At 70.8% G+C, this 12,770-nt stretch carries 11 protein-coding genes; 5 read left to right on the plus strand and 6 right to left on the minus strand.

Annotation, left to right across the window (positions count from 1 at the left end; all coding sequences use genetic code 11):
* Nucleotides 1-1,215 (minus strand): glycosyltransferase family 2 protein (locus ACYVE7_RS17735; RefSeq protein WP_460365830.1); only part of this gene is annotated, 1,215 nt, incomplete at its 3' end.
* Nucleotides 1,216-1,368: 153 nt separating this feature from the next.
* Here ACYVE7_RS17735 and wecB point away from each other — a divergent pair.
* The gene (wecB, locus tag ACYVE7_RS17740) at nucleotides 1,369-2,439 is read left to right on the plus strand and encodes a non-hydrolyzing UDP-N-acetylglucosamine 2-epimerase (protein WP_460365831.1); all 1,071 of its coding nucleotides are present in this window, start codon (nucleotides 1,369-1,371) and stop codon (nucleotides 2,437-2,439) included.
* Between the two features lie 59 nt (nucleotides 2,440-2,498).
* Here the strand turns inward: wecB and ACYVE7_RS17745 are convergent, their stop codons facing one another.
* From ACYVE7_RS17745 to ACYVE7_RS17755, 3 genes are read right to left on the minus strand one after another with little or no spacing between them, the layout of a single operon-like run.
* Entirely contained in the window at nucleotides 2,499-5,075 is a 2,577-nt protein-coding gene (locus tag ACYVE7_RS17745) for a glycosyltransferase family 4 protein (RefSeq protein ID WP_460365832.1), read from the minus strand.
* Between the two features lie 21 nt (nucleotides 5,076-5,096).
* Nucleotides 5,097-6,080, minus strand: coding sequence for a Gfo/Idh/MocA family oxidoreductase (locus ACYVE7_RS17750; RefSeq protein WP_460365834.1), 984 nt, complete (start codon nucleotides 6,078-6,080; stop codon nucleotides 5,097-5,099).
* Entirely contained in the window at nucleotides 6,077-7,207 is a 1,131-nt protein-coding gene (locus ACYVE7_RS17755; RefSeq protein ID WP_460365835.1) for a DegT/DnrJ/EryC1/StrS family aminotransferase, read from the minus strand. Before ACYVE7_RS17755 ends, ACYVE7_RS17750 begins: the two co-directional genes overlap by 4 nt.
* 138 nt (nucleotides 7,208-7,345) lie before the next feature.
* Here ACYVE7_RS17755 and ACYVE7_RS17760 point away from each other — a divergent pair, with 138 nt between their 5' ends.
* From ACYVE7_RS17760 to ACYVE7_RS17775, 4 genes are all read left to right on the plus strand, one after another.
* Nucleotides 7,346-8,659: a DUF6056 family protein gene (locus ACYVE7_RS17760; protein ID WP_460365836.1), complete on the plus strand. Its 1,314-nt coding sequence runs from the start codon at nucleotides 7,346-7,348 to the stop codon at nucleotides 8,657-8,659.
* Between the two features lie 205 nt (nucleotides 8,660-8,864).
* On the plus strand, nucleotides 8,865-10,241 hold the full coding sequence (locus ACYVE7_RS17765; protein WP_460365837.1) for a hypothetical protein: 1,377 nt from the start codon (nucleotides 8,865-8,867) through the stop codon (nucleotides 10,239-10,241).
* 67 nt (nucleotides 10,242-10,308) lie between these two features.
* Nucleotides 10,309-10,524: a Txe/YoeB family addiction module toxin gene (locus tag ACYVE7_RS17770; protein ID WP_460365838.1), complete on the plus strand. Its 216-nt coding sequence runs from the start codon at nucleotides 10,309-10,311 to the stop codon at nucleotides 10,522-10,524.
* A gap of 181 nt (nucleotides 10,525-10,705) precedes the next feature.
* Nucleotides 10,706-11,086, plus strand: a complete 381-nt coding sequence (locus ACYVE7_RS17775; RefSeq protein WP_460365839.1) for an ABC transporter permease — start codon at nucleotides 10,706-10,708, stop codon at nucleotides 11,084-11,086.
* Between the two features lie 86 nt (nucleotides 11,087-11,172).
* Here the strand turns inward: ACYVE7_RS17775 and ACYVE7_RS17780 are convergent, their stop codons facing one another.
* Entirely contained in the window at nucleotides 11,173-11,871 is a 699-nt protein-coding gene (locus ACYVE7_RS17780; RefSeq protein ID WP_460365840.1) for a class I SAM-dependent methyltransferase, read from the minus strand.
* A gap of 78 nt (nucleotides 11,872-11,949) precedes the next feature.
* On the minus strand, nucleotides 11,950-12,770 hold an 821-nt coding region (locus tag ACYVE7_RS17785; protein WP_460365841.1), incomplete at its 5' end, for a hypothetical protein.

Genomic DNA, 12,770 nt, shown 5'->3' on the forward strand with positions numbered 1-12,770 from the left:
GTCGGCCAGGGAGGCGGGGCTGCGGCCGTCCCGGTCGCCGACCAGGTCGACGGCGACGGTCAGGGCCAGCGCGCGGGGCGCGAACTCGACGTTCGGCGGCGCGATCCGCTGCGCGATGTGCCGGTGGGTCGCGCCCGGCAGGGTGAAGCAGGATTCCGGCAGGTCCGGACGGATCGCCCCCACGAACGCCGGGACGGCCAGCACCCGGCCGTCGGAGAGCACCTGGCGGGGCGGGGCGCCGGTGGCCTCGGCCCGGATCGCGGCGACGAGCGCCGCCACGTCGCCCTGCTCGGCGAGGGTGAGCCGGAGCCGTCGCAGCGGCTTGATCTTCGCCCTGGTCTCGGGGGTGAGATGCCGTTCCATCAGGGCCGCGGTCCGCGCGCAGACCTGCTCCTGGGTGGCCTGGTCGAGTTCGAGGAACCCGTGCCGGAAGACCTTCGCGACCTCCCAGCTGAAGTGCCGCAGCCGGATCGACTCCAGCTCCACGCTCGGCGGGATCAGGGCGGCGGTGAAGTCCAGCAGCCGTTCGGTGCAGTCCAGCAGCAGCACCGGGCTGACCTGGTAGGTCATGTTGCCGGCGTCGACCCGGCGGACCGCGTAGTAGCAGGTGTAGTCGGACAGCACGCTGACCCGGCCCGCCCGGAAGCACGCCTCGATCGTGAACGGCTGGTCGCTGCCGACCGGCAGGTCCTCGGGGAAACGCAGCCCGTGCCGTTCGACGAACTCGCGCCGGAACAGCTTGGTGTTCGCCAGCGACCACGCCAGCGGCGACGCCGCCAGCCCGACCTCTTCGCGGCCGCAGTCGAACAGGGTCTGGTGGACGTACCGGTCGTTCACCCCGATGACCCGTCCGGCGACGACGTCGGCGTCCCGCTCGTCGGCCAGGCGCACCATCCGCTCCAGCGCCTCGGGGCCGAGCCGGTCGTCCGCGCCGACGAAGAACACGTACCGGCCGCGCGCCAGGTCCAGCGCCCGGTTGCTGGGCGCGGCGGGCCCGCCGGAGTTCTCCTGGTGGACGACGGTCAGCACGTCGGGGTACTTGTCGGCGGTGCGGTCCAGCAGTTCGCCGCTGCCGTCGGTCGATCCGTCGTCGACGGCCACGATCTCCATCCGGCCCGGCCCGATCGACTGCGTGAGCAGCGAATCCAGACAGTCCTCGAGATACGGCAACGTGTTGTACACCGAGACCACCACGGTCACGTCGGGTGCAGTCATCTCATCCGCCCGCATCTCATCCGCCCGCTCGTCTGGGCCTGAGTCGGCCTCGCGCTTCCGCGATGCTATCTCACGCTCCGCACCCGATGCGCAACGGAATGCGATCGCTTTCCACTACCCTTTGCGAGCGAAAGCCGACTACTAGTCCTGGAGATGGTGGCCTTGAAGGTGCTCAGCGTGGTGGGGGCTCGGCCGCAGCTCGTGAAGCTCGGCGCGGTCGCGGCGGCCATGGGCCGGACGGACCACGAGCACGTCATCGTGCACACCGGCCAGCACTACGACGCCGACCTGTCGGACGTCTTCTTCTCCGGCCTCGCCATCCCCGACCCCGACTTCCATCTCGGGATCGGCTCCGGCAGCCACGGGCAGCAGACCGGCGCGATCATGTCGGCGCTGGACCCGGTGCTCGAGGCGGTGCGGCCCGACTGGGTGCTCGTCTACGGCGACACCAACAGCACACTCGCCGGGGCCGTCTGCGCGGTGAAACAGCATCTGCCCGTCGCGCATCTGGAGGCGGGGCTCCGCTCGTTCAACCGGGCGATGCCCGAGGAGCACAACCGGATCCTCACCGACCACGCCGCCGACCTGCTGCTCGCGCCGACCGAGGGCGCGATGCGGCATCTGGCGGGTGAGGGGCTGGCGGGACGGTCGGTGCTGGTCGGGGATGTGATGGTGGACGTCTGCCTGGCCGTCAGGGACGCGGTGCTGGCTGATCCGAGGCCCGTCCCGCTGCCGGTCGACCCGTCCGGGCCCTACCTGGTCGCGACGGTGCACCGGGCCGAGAACACCGACGACCCCGACCGGCTCACGCAGATCGCGGACGCGCTGGCCGACCTGCCGGTGCCGGTGGCGCTGCTCGCCCATCCACGGCTGCTGGCGCGCGCCGGCGAGCTGGGGGTGAAGCTGGAGCGGGGCGCGGTACGGATCGGCCGGCCGCTGCCGTACGCGGAGATGGTCGCGGCCGTCCACGGGTCGTGCGGGGTGGTCACCGACTCGGGCGGGCTGCAGAAGGAGGCGTTCCTGCTGGGCCGCACCTGCACGACGCTGCGGACCGAGACCGAATGGCCCGAGACCATGGTCGACGGCTGGAACACGCTCGTCCCGAAGCCGCGTGCGGCGTCCCTCGCCGAGCTGGTGGTGCGGGCGGCGCCGGACGGCGTCCGGGCGATGCCGTTCGGGGACGGCAAAGCGGGGGAGCGCGTCATCGGGGCTATGGAGCGCTGAAACATGGAGCGCTGAAACACGGAAGGGGGGTGGCCGGGCGGCCACCCCCCTTCCGGTTCTCAGGTGAGGAACGTGCCGAGGACTTCGGCGGTGCGACGGCCGTCATGGACGGTTCGCACGTACTCCAGGGAGCGGGCGCCGATCGCGGCGGTGCCCTCCCGGTCGTCGACCAGCCGCAGGACGGCCTCGCGGAGCGTGTCGATGGTGGCGTCGACCACCGGCAGCGGCAGATCGACGACCCGCCGCACCTCGTCGGTGATCCGGGCGATGACAGGTTTGCCCGCCGCCATCCCCTCACACGCCAGCACCCCGTACGCGCCGACCCCGAACTGGTCGACGAGGATGTCGGCGTCCCAGATCAGCTCCCGCATCCGCTTGCGCGACTCCTTCTCGGCGAGCCGCAGCTCGATCCGGCCGCGTTCGTGCAGCTCCGACAGGATCGGCAGGGCCAGATCGGTGCCCTTGGTCCACCGCCGTGACGGGGCGTGCAGCACGATCGGCCGGGCCCGCTCCATGACGGGCCGGTCGCACGCCCAATGGTCGACGTCCACGACGAGCGGTGCCCACACGGCGTCCGGGAGATCGTCGAGCAGGTCGGGTGTGGTGACGAAGACGGGCAGCCCCGACTCGCGGGCGATCCGCTGGTTCCGTTCGGCGATCGCGGTGAGGACCGCCAGTTCGCCGGGCGGCGCGTTGCGGTAGTGGGAGTGCGGCGAGCTCGCCAGATGCCGCTGCGGATGCCGGATCTCCGAACCGTGCGCGAGCAGCGCGACCTTGATCCCGGCGGCGTCGAGCATCGGCAGGTCGTCGGCGATGGAGTCGCCGTTGAGGGTGCCGAAGACCGGCTGGAACGCGTCGGCGATCAGATGGGTGTACCGGTCGACGACCCGCGCGACCTGCTGGGGGTGGCGGGCCGGGTTCTTGAGGTGCGCGGGGTTGAGGTAGAAGTCGGCCGGATAGCCGAACGAACCCGACCGCTTCACCATCAGCACTTCCGCCGACACGTCCGGCCTGGCGTCGGTGACGGCCTTGGCGAACGAGCCGAGCTGGCCCGCGTAGTTGGCGGGCGCCAGCCCGAGCCGGACGGGGGTCGCGCTGAGCTGCACCCAGCCGTGCTTGGACCGTTCGGCCCTGCCCCGCCAGGCGACCTCGTCGATCTCCCAGCCGAGCTCCTCGCGGGTCTCCTCCGGGGTCCGCGCGGAAAGCTCGCGGTACAGCTCGAGCAGCCCACCGGACTGCTGCTCCCAGGACAGCTCGGCGAGCAGCGGCTCGGTGATGTTCGCGGCCAGCTCGGCACGGGAGTCCAGGGCCTCCCGGACGGCCTTGGCGAACGCGACCGGATCGTCGGCCGTGAACGTCACCCCGACCCCGTTGCCCTCCACATAAGCCTTCACGGTCCGGACGTCGCTGGTGACCAGCGGCAGCCCCGCGTGCAGGTACTCGGCGAGCTTGGTCGGCAGCGAGATCTCGTAGTTCATGGTCCGCTGCGAGCAGATCAGCCCGATGTCCGCCGACGAAAGGTAGTCGGGCACCGCGTGCTGCGGGACATAGGGGACGACATGGATCCGCTCGTCCACCCCGAGCTGCTTCGCGTAGATCAGCAGCTCGTCGAGGACCTTGTTGGCGAACCCGGACACCAGCGCCAGATGGACCTCCGGCAGCTCGGTCAGCGCCGCGACGGCAGTCCCCACCCCGCGCTCCCTGGCCATCCAGCCCGAGTAGACCAGCAGCGGGACGTCCTCGGCGACCCCGGCGGCGGCCCGCACCGACACCTCGCTCGCCCCGATCGACGACCGGATCGGCGTGTTCCTGACCACCAGCGGCAGCCCCGGCAGCCGGTGATCGTCCCGGATCAGTTCGGCGATCTCGGGGGAGACGGTGACGACCGCGTCGGCCCGTCCGATGAACTCGTTCTCCACCCCGATATAGGCCGAGGTGTGCATCGGGGTCGGCCAGTCGACACCGCGCACGTACTCGTGGGCGTCGTAGATCCAGGCGCAGGAGCGGCCGCGGGCGCGCAGCCGTGCCGCCGAATGCGCCGCCACCCCGATCATCGTGATGTCGTTGGCGTGGATCAGATCGGGCGCCAGCTTCTCGATGACGGGGCCGAAGGCCAGCTCCAGGTCGAGTAGTTCGGGCCAGTCCTCCCGCCAGTCGCCGGACGGCCGCCGTTCCGCCTTCGCCTTCCGCAGTTCCTTGCGCGACAGGCTGACCACCGACGCGTGCGCCTTGCCGCGCACCTTGATCCAGGCGCGGCGCGCGACCCGGTCCAGCGCCTGCACCTGGGAACCGCTGTAAGTCCAGCCGATCCGGGCGGACTGCTCACGCACCCACGCCCGGTGCGCGCTCTCGTACTCGGCCAGCTCGGCGGCCGTGGTCTTGGCGACCAGCGACCGCAGGCTCGTCGTGGTCTTCGACCGCGCCGCCCGGGTGCGCATCCGCCGCTGGACCGGCACCCGGATGATCTCGACGGCGCCCATCGAGGAGTGGGTCTGGTAGTCCGTGGGCGAACGGCCGATCAGGGTGACGTCCCAGCCGTCCCTGGCGGCGGCCAGCGCCGACTTCTGGACCCGTGAGTCGCCGGTGATGCCGTTCGCGACGATCACGGCGAGGCGCGGGCGGTTGGATGAGGTCATGGGAAAGGCACTCCAGCGAGGTCAGGCGCTGATTCGCGCCGACGGGATGGAAACGGTGGAACCGGCTTCCGCGGAATCCAGGACGGCCGCCGACACCTGGACGGTGCGGAGCCCCTGCCGCAGCGTGACGATCTCCGACGGGCGGCCGAGGACGGCGTCCCGGAACCGTTCGTGCTCGATGAGCAGGGGTTCGCGTTTGGCGAGCGCGTAACGGACCACGTCGCCTTCGCTGACCCCGCGGAACGCGCGCAGCGCCTCCCACTCGGTGTTCCTGGCGCCGTTGGCGTAGAACGTCAGGTCGGCGGTGAGGGTGTCGGCGACCAGGCAGCCCAGATCGCCGGTGACCACGGTCGAGCGTTCCTTGAGCGGGCTCAGCCAGTTGACGAGATGGTTGACCATCGCGCCGTTCGACAGCTGCCCGACCACGGCGACCATGTCCTCGTGTTCGCGGCCGCTGCGCGAGATAGTCCTGGCGGAGATCGAGGTGTACTCCTGGCCGGTCACCCAGCTCGTCAGGTCGATGTCGTGGGTGGCGAGGTCCTTGACGACGCCGACGTCCGCGATCCGGTGGGGGAACGGCCCCTGCCGGCGGGTGACGACCTGGAACACCTCGCCGAGCTCGCCCGCCTCCAGCCGGGTCCGCATGTTCTGCAGGGCCGGGTTGAACCGTTCGATGTGGCCGACACCCGCGACCAGGCCCTTGCTCTCGAACGCCGCGACCAGGCGGGTGGCGGCGGCCACCGAGTGGGCCAGGGGCTTCTCGATGAGGGCGGCGACGTCGGCGTCGGCGAGCCGCAGGCCGACCTCCTCGTGGAGGGCGGTCGGGCAGGCGACGACGGCGTAGTCGATACCCAGCTTGAGCAGGGAGTCGAGGTCGGGGAGGGCGTCACCGCCCGCGACCGGGTCGACGACGCCGACCAGGTCGACCCCGTCCAGGCTCGACAGGACCCTGGCGTGGTTGCGGCCCATCGAGCCGAGGCCGATCAGGCCCGCGCGCAGCGTCATGCCCGGCCCCCCAGCTCGTTGACGGCCGTGACGATCCGGTCGAGATCGTCGCCCGACAGGGCGGGGTGGACTGGCAGCGACAGCGCCTCGGCGGCGGCCCGCTCGGTCTCCGGCAGGTCGAGGGTGAGGGCGAAGGCGGGGAGCCGGTGGATCGGCGTCGGATAGTAGACGGCCGAGGAGATCCCGGCCTCCGTCAGGCGTTGCTGGGCGGCGTCGCGGTCGGGGAGCCGGACGGTGTACTGGTGGAAGACGTGCTCGGCGCCCGGCCGGACGGCCGGGGTCGTCGCGGTGGTGATCCCGGCGGTGAGGTGGCCGGCGTTGGCGCGGCGGCGGGACGTCCAGGCGGGGAGCTTGCCGAGCTGGACCCGGCCGATCGCGGCGCTGACGTCCGTCATCCGGAGGTTCGCGCCCACGATCTCGTTCTGGTAGCGCTGCTCCATGCCCTGGTTGCGGAGCAGCCGCAGGGTCCTGGCGAGCGCCGGATCGTCCGTGGTGACCATGCCGCCTTCGAGGGCGTGCATGTTCTTGGTCGGGTAGAAGCTGAAGCAGCCGGTGCCGAACGCGCCGACGGGGGTGCCGTCGAGCTGCGCGCCGTGGGCCTGGCAGGCGTCCTCGACGATCGCGAGCCCGTGGGCGGCGGCCAGCGGGACGAGCCGGTCCATCGCGGCCGGATGCCCGTACAGGTGGACGGGGATGACGGCCGTGGTGCGCGGGCCGATCGCGGCGCGGACCGCTTCGGGGTCGAGGTTGAAGGTGTCCGGTTCGATGTCGGCGAAGACCGGGACCGCGCCGACCAGCCGGACCGCGTTCGCGGTCGCCGCGAACGAGAACGACGGGACGATCACCTCGTCGCCGGGGCCGACGCCCAGGGCCAGCAGGCTCAGATGGAGCGCGGAGGTGCCGGAGTTGACGGCGACGCAGTGGCGTCCCGCGACCAATGCGGAGAATTCCGCTTCGAACGCCGCGACTTCGGGTCCTTGCACCACAGAACCACTGCGCAGTACCCGGACCGCCGCTTCTATCTCGGCTTCGCCAATTTCCGGGCGGGCAGCCGGAATAACCGCTTTCACGACATCGAGCACAGGGACTCCTCTTTCAGGAGGGGGACGACAACAGCTCGTGACCACAGCAAACTCTAAGTGTTCACCATGGGCTCACCAGGAGGGACGGGGAGACCCAAAGAAAGATTTACGCTGAGGAGAATGGTAGGAATGGCGAAAATTGTCGTATTGCCGAAATTGCTCGCGGGAGCCGAGCATGGGCGGATGCGAAGGATCCTCCTCACCATTCCGGTCATGGCGCTGCTCGTCGCGACGTGCTTGCTGGGGCTGCTGGTGCGGCCCACGTCCGACGACTACCGGCTGGCGGTCTTCGCCCAGCGCGGCGGGGTGACCGGGATCGTCGAGGAGTTCTATCTGCGGCTGACCGGGCGGGTGGGGAACGGGCTCATCGCCGGGGTCGTCTACGCCGACCCGGAGCTCGGGATGCGGCTGCTGCCGGCCGTCGTGGTGGTGGGGCTGGCGGTCGCGCTGTACTTCCTCGTGCGGAACGCGCTGCGCGCCGTCGGGGCGGAGAGCCGGTGGGGGGCGTGGGCGGCGGCGGTGCTCGTCACGCTCGCGTTCTTCTGGGGTCAGCCGTTCCCGTACCAGACCCTGTACTGGGCGGCCGGGGTGATCACCCATGTGGTGCCGCAGATCGTGCTGGTGCTGCTGTGCGCGTGGCGGCTGGGCGGCGGCGAGCGGACCTGCCTCTGGGTGACGGGGGCGGCAGCGGCGGTCATCGCGACGGTCAGCGAACCCGCGGTGGTGACCTGCCTCGCGGTCGGTGGGGCGCTCGTGGCGCGACAGGTGGTGCGGCGGCGGCTGGACGGATTCGGGCTCGCGCTGATCGTCGGGGCGGGGGCGGGGATGGCGTTCCTGCAGTCGACGCCGGGGCTCGCGCTGCGGCAGCGCAACCGCGGCAGCGGGTTCTCCCCGGACGTCTTCCGGGACGGGCTGGCCGCGTCCGAACACGCGCTCGGCGCGTACTTCACCCGGCCGTCGTTCTACGGGGTGTTCGCGGTGGGGCTCCTGCTCGGCCTCGCCGCGCGGCCTTCCCGGCGGGTGGCGTCGTGCTGGTGGGCGGTGCTGGTGGCGGCGGCCGTCACGGTGGGGGTGCAGTGCGGGGTCCGCTACGGGTTCGGCGGCCAAGCGTGGATCTTCTACCGGATCTGGGCGAACTTCGCGTTCCTCTGGCTGCTCGCGCTGCTCTGGTGCGGCTACCAGTCGGCGGCCCTGCTCCGCGGCCGCGCCCTGTCCCTGGCCCGTCCGGCCGCCGCGATCGTGGTCCTGATCGCGGCCGTGAGCTGGGGTTTCGCCCTTCAGTCCACGGCCCGCGAGATGGCGTCCCGCGCCCGGGCCTGGGACGCCCAGCAGCAGCACATCACCCACCAGGTCGCGGCCGGCGAACCGATCACCTACCGCCGCCTCCCCATCCAGAAACTGGGCGAACCCCACCCGAGCCGCCCGGGCCGCCCCGACTGGATCGCCTGGGCCGTCGCCGCCTACTTCGGCTCCCACCAGATCAAGGTCGTCAACTAGTTGTCGTCCCTTCGTGTGGCCCATGTCACACGGCTGTGGGGGTCGCGCGGTGAGCCTGCCCCGCACGTCCCTGACATGGGGGAGAAAAGATCGACATCCGCTGAGTCAGGTAAGCGGCCGGGACTGTGATGCTCGTCTCTCTTCAAAAAGACAATCATGTCTGTTCGACTGGCGGTGCCCGAGAAACCCCAACGCAAGGAGACCGATGAGCACCACCAAGCGGATCGGCTTCGCCCTGACGGCGACGCTCCTGCTCGCCCCGATCGCCGTGTCGCCGGCTGCTTCGGCACAGCCGTCCAAGCCCGCGGTCGGCCAGGGACCCAACGTAGGATTCAAGGGGAACAAGGCGACCTCGACGGAGGTGCAGCGGTTGGCGGCGGTGGCCCCGATCACCCAGGACGCGATCCTGTCGCGCGCCGACTCCTGGCTCGGCCAGGGCATCATCTACAACGGCGGCGGCAGGTACAACGGATACCGCACCGACTGCTCCGGCTTCGTCTCCATGGCCTGGGGGCTCGGCGCCCCGGGCATGGACACCACCAGCTACGTCCCGTCCGGCACCGCCCGGTGGATCTCCAAGGGCGACCTGCAGCCGGGCGACGTCCTGCTCGACGACGACGCGGGCGACAACGGCCACGTGGTCATCTTCGACCACTGGGACAGCCCCAACCAGAGCTCGTACGTGGGGACGGAGCTGTCCGGCAACCGCAACGTCGTCAAACGGCACATCCCCTACCCGTACGACTCGACGCCCGGGGATTACGCGCCGGCCCGTTTCAACGGTTCCATCCCTGCCCGGGGCGGCACCCACCTGTTCGCGCAGTCGCCGAACAAGGACGGCGTCTTCATGTACTCGGGCTTCAACAGCGTCTGGACCAAGGTCGGCGGTCCGGCGGGCGACATCATCACCGGCGGCGCCGGGCTGTTCGCCACCAACCCGGCCAACGGCGATCTGTTCCGCTACAACGGCACGCCCAACAGCTGGTCGAAGGTCGGCGGGCCGGCCCGTCGGTTCGCTGTGGCCGGCGACCAGCTCTTCGGCCTCTCCTCCGACGGCAGCGGCGTGTACAAGTGGCAGGGCGGCACGTCATGGATCAGGGTCGGCGGCAGGTCCGCCGATCTGATCGGCGGCGACGGCGGGCTGTTCGCGACCAACCCCGACACCGGCAACATCTATCGCTACAACGGCACGCCCGACAGCTGGACGCAGGTCGGCGGCCCCGGCGGCCAGTTCGTCGTCGGCGGCGGCAAGCTGTACGCGACCAGCCCCGACCACAACGCGGTCTTCCAGTGGAACGGCTCCGGGACGAGCTGGACCAGGATCGGCGGCTCGGCCGGGAACCTGTACGCCGGATGGGCGGGCCTGTTCGCCACGAACCCGAGCACCGGCGAGATCTTCAAGTACAACGGCACCCCGAACAGCTGGACCAAGATCGGCAACCGCGGCGAGCAGTTCGCCGTGGCCGACGGAGAGATCTACGGCCTGAGCCCGAACCGCGACGCGGTCATGCGCTGGACCAGGTCCGGCACCACCTGGACCCAGGTAGGCGGCCCCGCCTTCTCCATCGCAGTCGGCAACTAGCCCCTCCACACAAGCAGCCCCGTCCCACCCGGGAGGACATCGCGCAAAACGCGACGTCCTCCCGGGCTTGCCGTGGTGGCAGCAGCAGGACCGCAAGATGCTGAAGCGGATCAACATGCTGATCGGTGACGTCGCGCGGAGCGGCAACGAGGGCCTGGGCAAGCCAGAGCCCCTCAAACATGGCTTCTGGTCGCGACGGATCAATGACGAGCAGAGGCTGATCTACAAGGCCACCGAAGCCGCCATCCTGATCGCACAGTGCCGCTACCACTACGAGAGCTGACAGCGGGAGGGCATCGGCACCAGGGTCGACGCCCTCCCGCAGGCGTGCCCCTCCCGCAACGACACCCAGGCGGGCCGAGGTCGGTAACCGAGGCGGGGTGTGATTGACGGGGCGGGGGCGGGCGGTTTCCCGTGGGTCAGGATCCGGCGAGGACGCGGGTCGTGTTCTTCAGGACGAGATCGTGGGCGTCCTCTTCCTCGCTCTGGCCGGGATCTGTCTCGTCATCGGCGCGGTCGGCATAGCCAACACGACCCTTGTCGCGGTCCTGGAACGCACCGGGGAGATCGGGCTGCGTCGCAGCCTCGGCGCCCGCCGACGCCATATCGCCGCCCAGTTTCTGACGGAATCCGCTGCTCTGGGGTTCCTCGGCGGGTTGATCGGCACCAGCCTGGGCATCGCCGCCGTCGTGACGACCGCGATCGTCCAGGACTGGACGCCCGTACTCGAACCGCTTACCGTGCTGCCCGCTCCGCTCATCGGCGCGGCCACGGGCGTCCTGGCGGGTCTCTATCCCGCCTGGCGGGCCGGGCACATCGAACCGGTGGAGGCCCTGCGCCGTTGAGGCGGCGGGGATCGCGGCGGAACATCGGGCCGGACGGGCTCGGGAGGACATCGCCGCGACGGGTGACGTCCTCCCGGGCGTGCCGGTCAGCGGGGGCGGCGGACTCGGGCGAAGAGTGAGATGCCGGGCAGTTTGCCCAGGGGGAGGTAGCGTTCGGCGCGGACGATCGCGAGGAGCGCGGCGTTGACCGGGGCGGAGAGCTGTTCGAGGTCGCAGCCGGTGGCCTTCTTGCGGCGGACGGCGGCGACGGGGCGCAGCAGGACGTTCCAGCTGCGTAGATCGTCGACGACGAGGCCTGCGCCGGTGAGGACGGAGGCGAGTCCTTCGCGCGTGTAGCGGCGGACGTGGCCGAGTGACTCGTCGTGCGCCGACCACAGCCGCATGTCGGCGGGCACCGAGATGAGGGCGGTTCCGCCGGGGCGCAGGACGCGCGCGATCTCGGAGGCGACCTGGTCGTCCTCGACGATGTGCTCCATCACGTCGAGGCACTGGACGAAATCGAACGACGTGCTGGGGAACGGCAGGTCGCGGGCGTCGGCCTGGACGGCGTCGAGGCCGCGGGCGACGGCGTGTTCGACGGCTTCGGGCGAGAAGTCGGTGGCGACGGCCGTCCACCCGTGGTCGAGCAGCACCCGCGTGTTCCCGCCGCCCGCCGCCCCCAGGTCGAGCGCGTGCCCGGCCTTCGGCAGCCGGCGCAGCTCACGGGCGATGATCGCGCGGCGCTCCTGGTACCACCAGTTGCCGTCTTCAAGGGCGACGGCCCGTTCGATCTCGACTACGTCCACGATCTCACCTTTCGGAGTGTTGAGATTGCCGACCGTAACAGCAACCTCACGCTCCGCCCCCGAACCCGCCCCGGGTGTCTACCGCTTCCCGTTCCAGATCTTCCTCACCACCACCAACACGACCACCACCGCCAACCCCCACACCACCGCCCCCTTACCCCGCCCTCTCTTCCTGACCCCCCACTCCGAAGCCGCCACCCAAGCCCCCATATCCCCCCGCGCCCCCACGCCACCAGCCACTCCCACAAAAGCAGCCCGCCCCCCGGACGCACCCTGCCCCACCAGGCCAGACACCTCCCCCGTGACGCCAGACGCTTCCACGACTGCCGACCGCTCCCCAGGACCGTCCTGCTCCGCGACGGCAGGCACCCCATCCGTGCCGCCGGGCACTTCCACGTCGTCGCGCACCTGAGGAATGCGCAGCTCCGCGACGGCAGGCGCGTCTTCCGTGACGACGGGAGCTTCCGTATCGGTGGCGTGCGCGTCAGTGGCATGCGGCTCGGCGATGGCGGGTGCTTCCGTGTCGCCGCGCTGCCCTGTGCTGGAGGGCTGCTCCGCGACGAACGGTTCTTCGATGGGTGCGGGGTGCGTCTCGGGGGTGTGCTGCTCCGCGGTGGCAGGCGCGTCTTCCGTGACGACGGGTGCTTCCGTATCGGTGGCCTGCGCCTCAGTGGCGTGCGGCTCGGCGAAGGCGGGTGCTTCCGCATCGTCGGGGTGCGTCTCGGGGGTGTGCTGCTCCGCGACGGGAGGTGCGCTTTCCGTGACGATGGGCGGTTCTGCGTCGGTGGGCTCTTCCGCGATGTTGGGTGGTTCGGCGGGGGTGGGCTGCTCGGTGATGGAGGGCTGGGTGGTGAGGGTGGTGAGGAGTTTGGTGAGGGTGGTGTGGAGGGTGGGGGAGG

The organism is Actinocorallia lasiicapitis (assembly GCF_054778695.1).

Coding starts and splice junctions, on each gene's coding strand:
- wecB (WP_460365831.1), top strand. CDS start 1,369: ATGGTGGCCTTGAAGGTGCTCAGCGTGGTGGGGGCTCGGCCGCAGCTC.
- ACYVE7_RS17745 (WP_460365832.1), bottom strand. CDS start 5,075: ATGACCTCATCCAACCGCCCGCGCCTCGCCGTGATCGTCGCGAACGGC.
- ACYVE7_RS17750 (WP_460365834.1), bottom strand. CDS start 6,080: ATGACGCTGCGCGCGGGCCTGATCGGCCTCGGCTCGATGGGCCGCAAC.
- ACYVE7_RS17760 (WP_460365836.1), top strand. CDS start 7,346: ATGCGAAGGATCCTCCTCACCATTCCGGTCATGGCGCTGCTCGTCGCG.
- ACYVE7_RS17765 (WP_460365837.1), top strand. CDS start 8,865: ATGAGCACCACCAAGCGGATCGGCTTCGCCCTGACGGCGACGCTCCTG.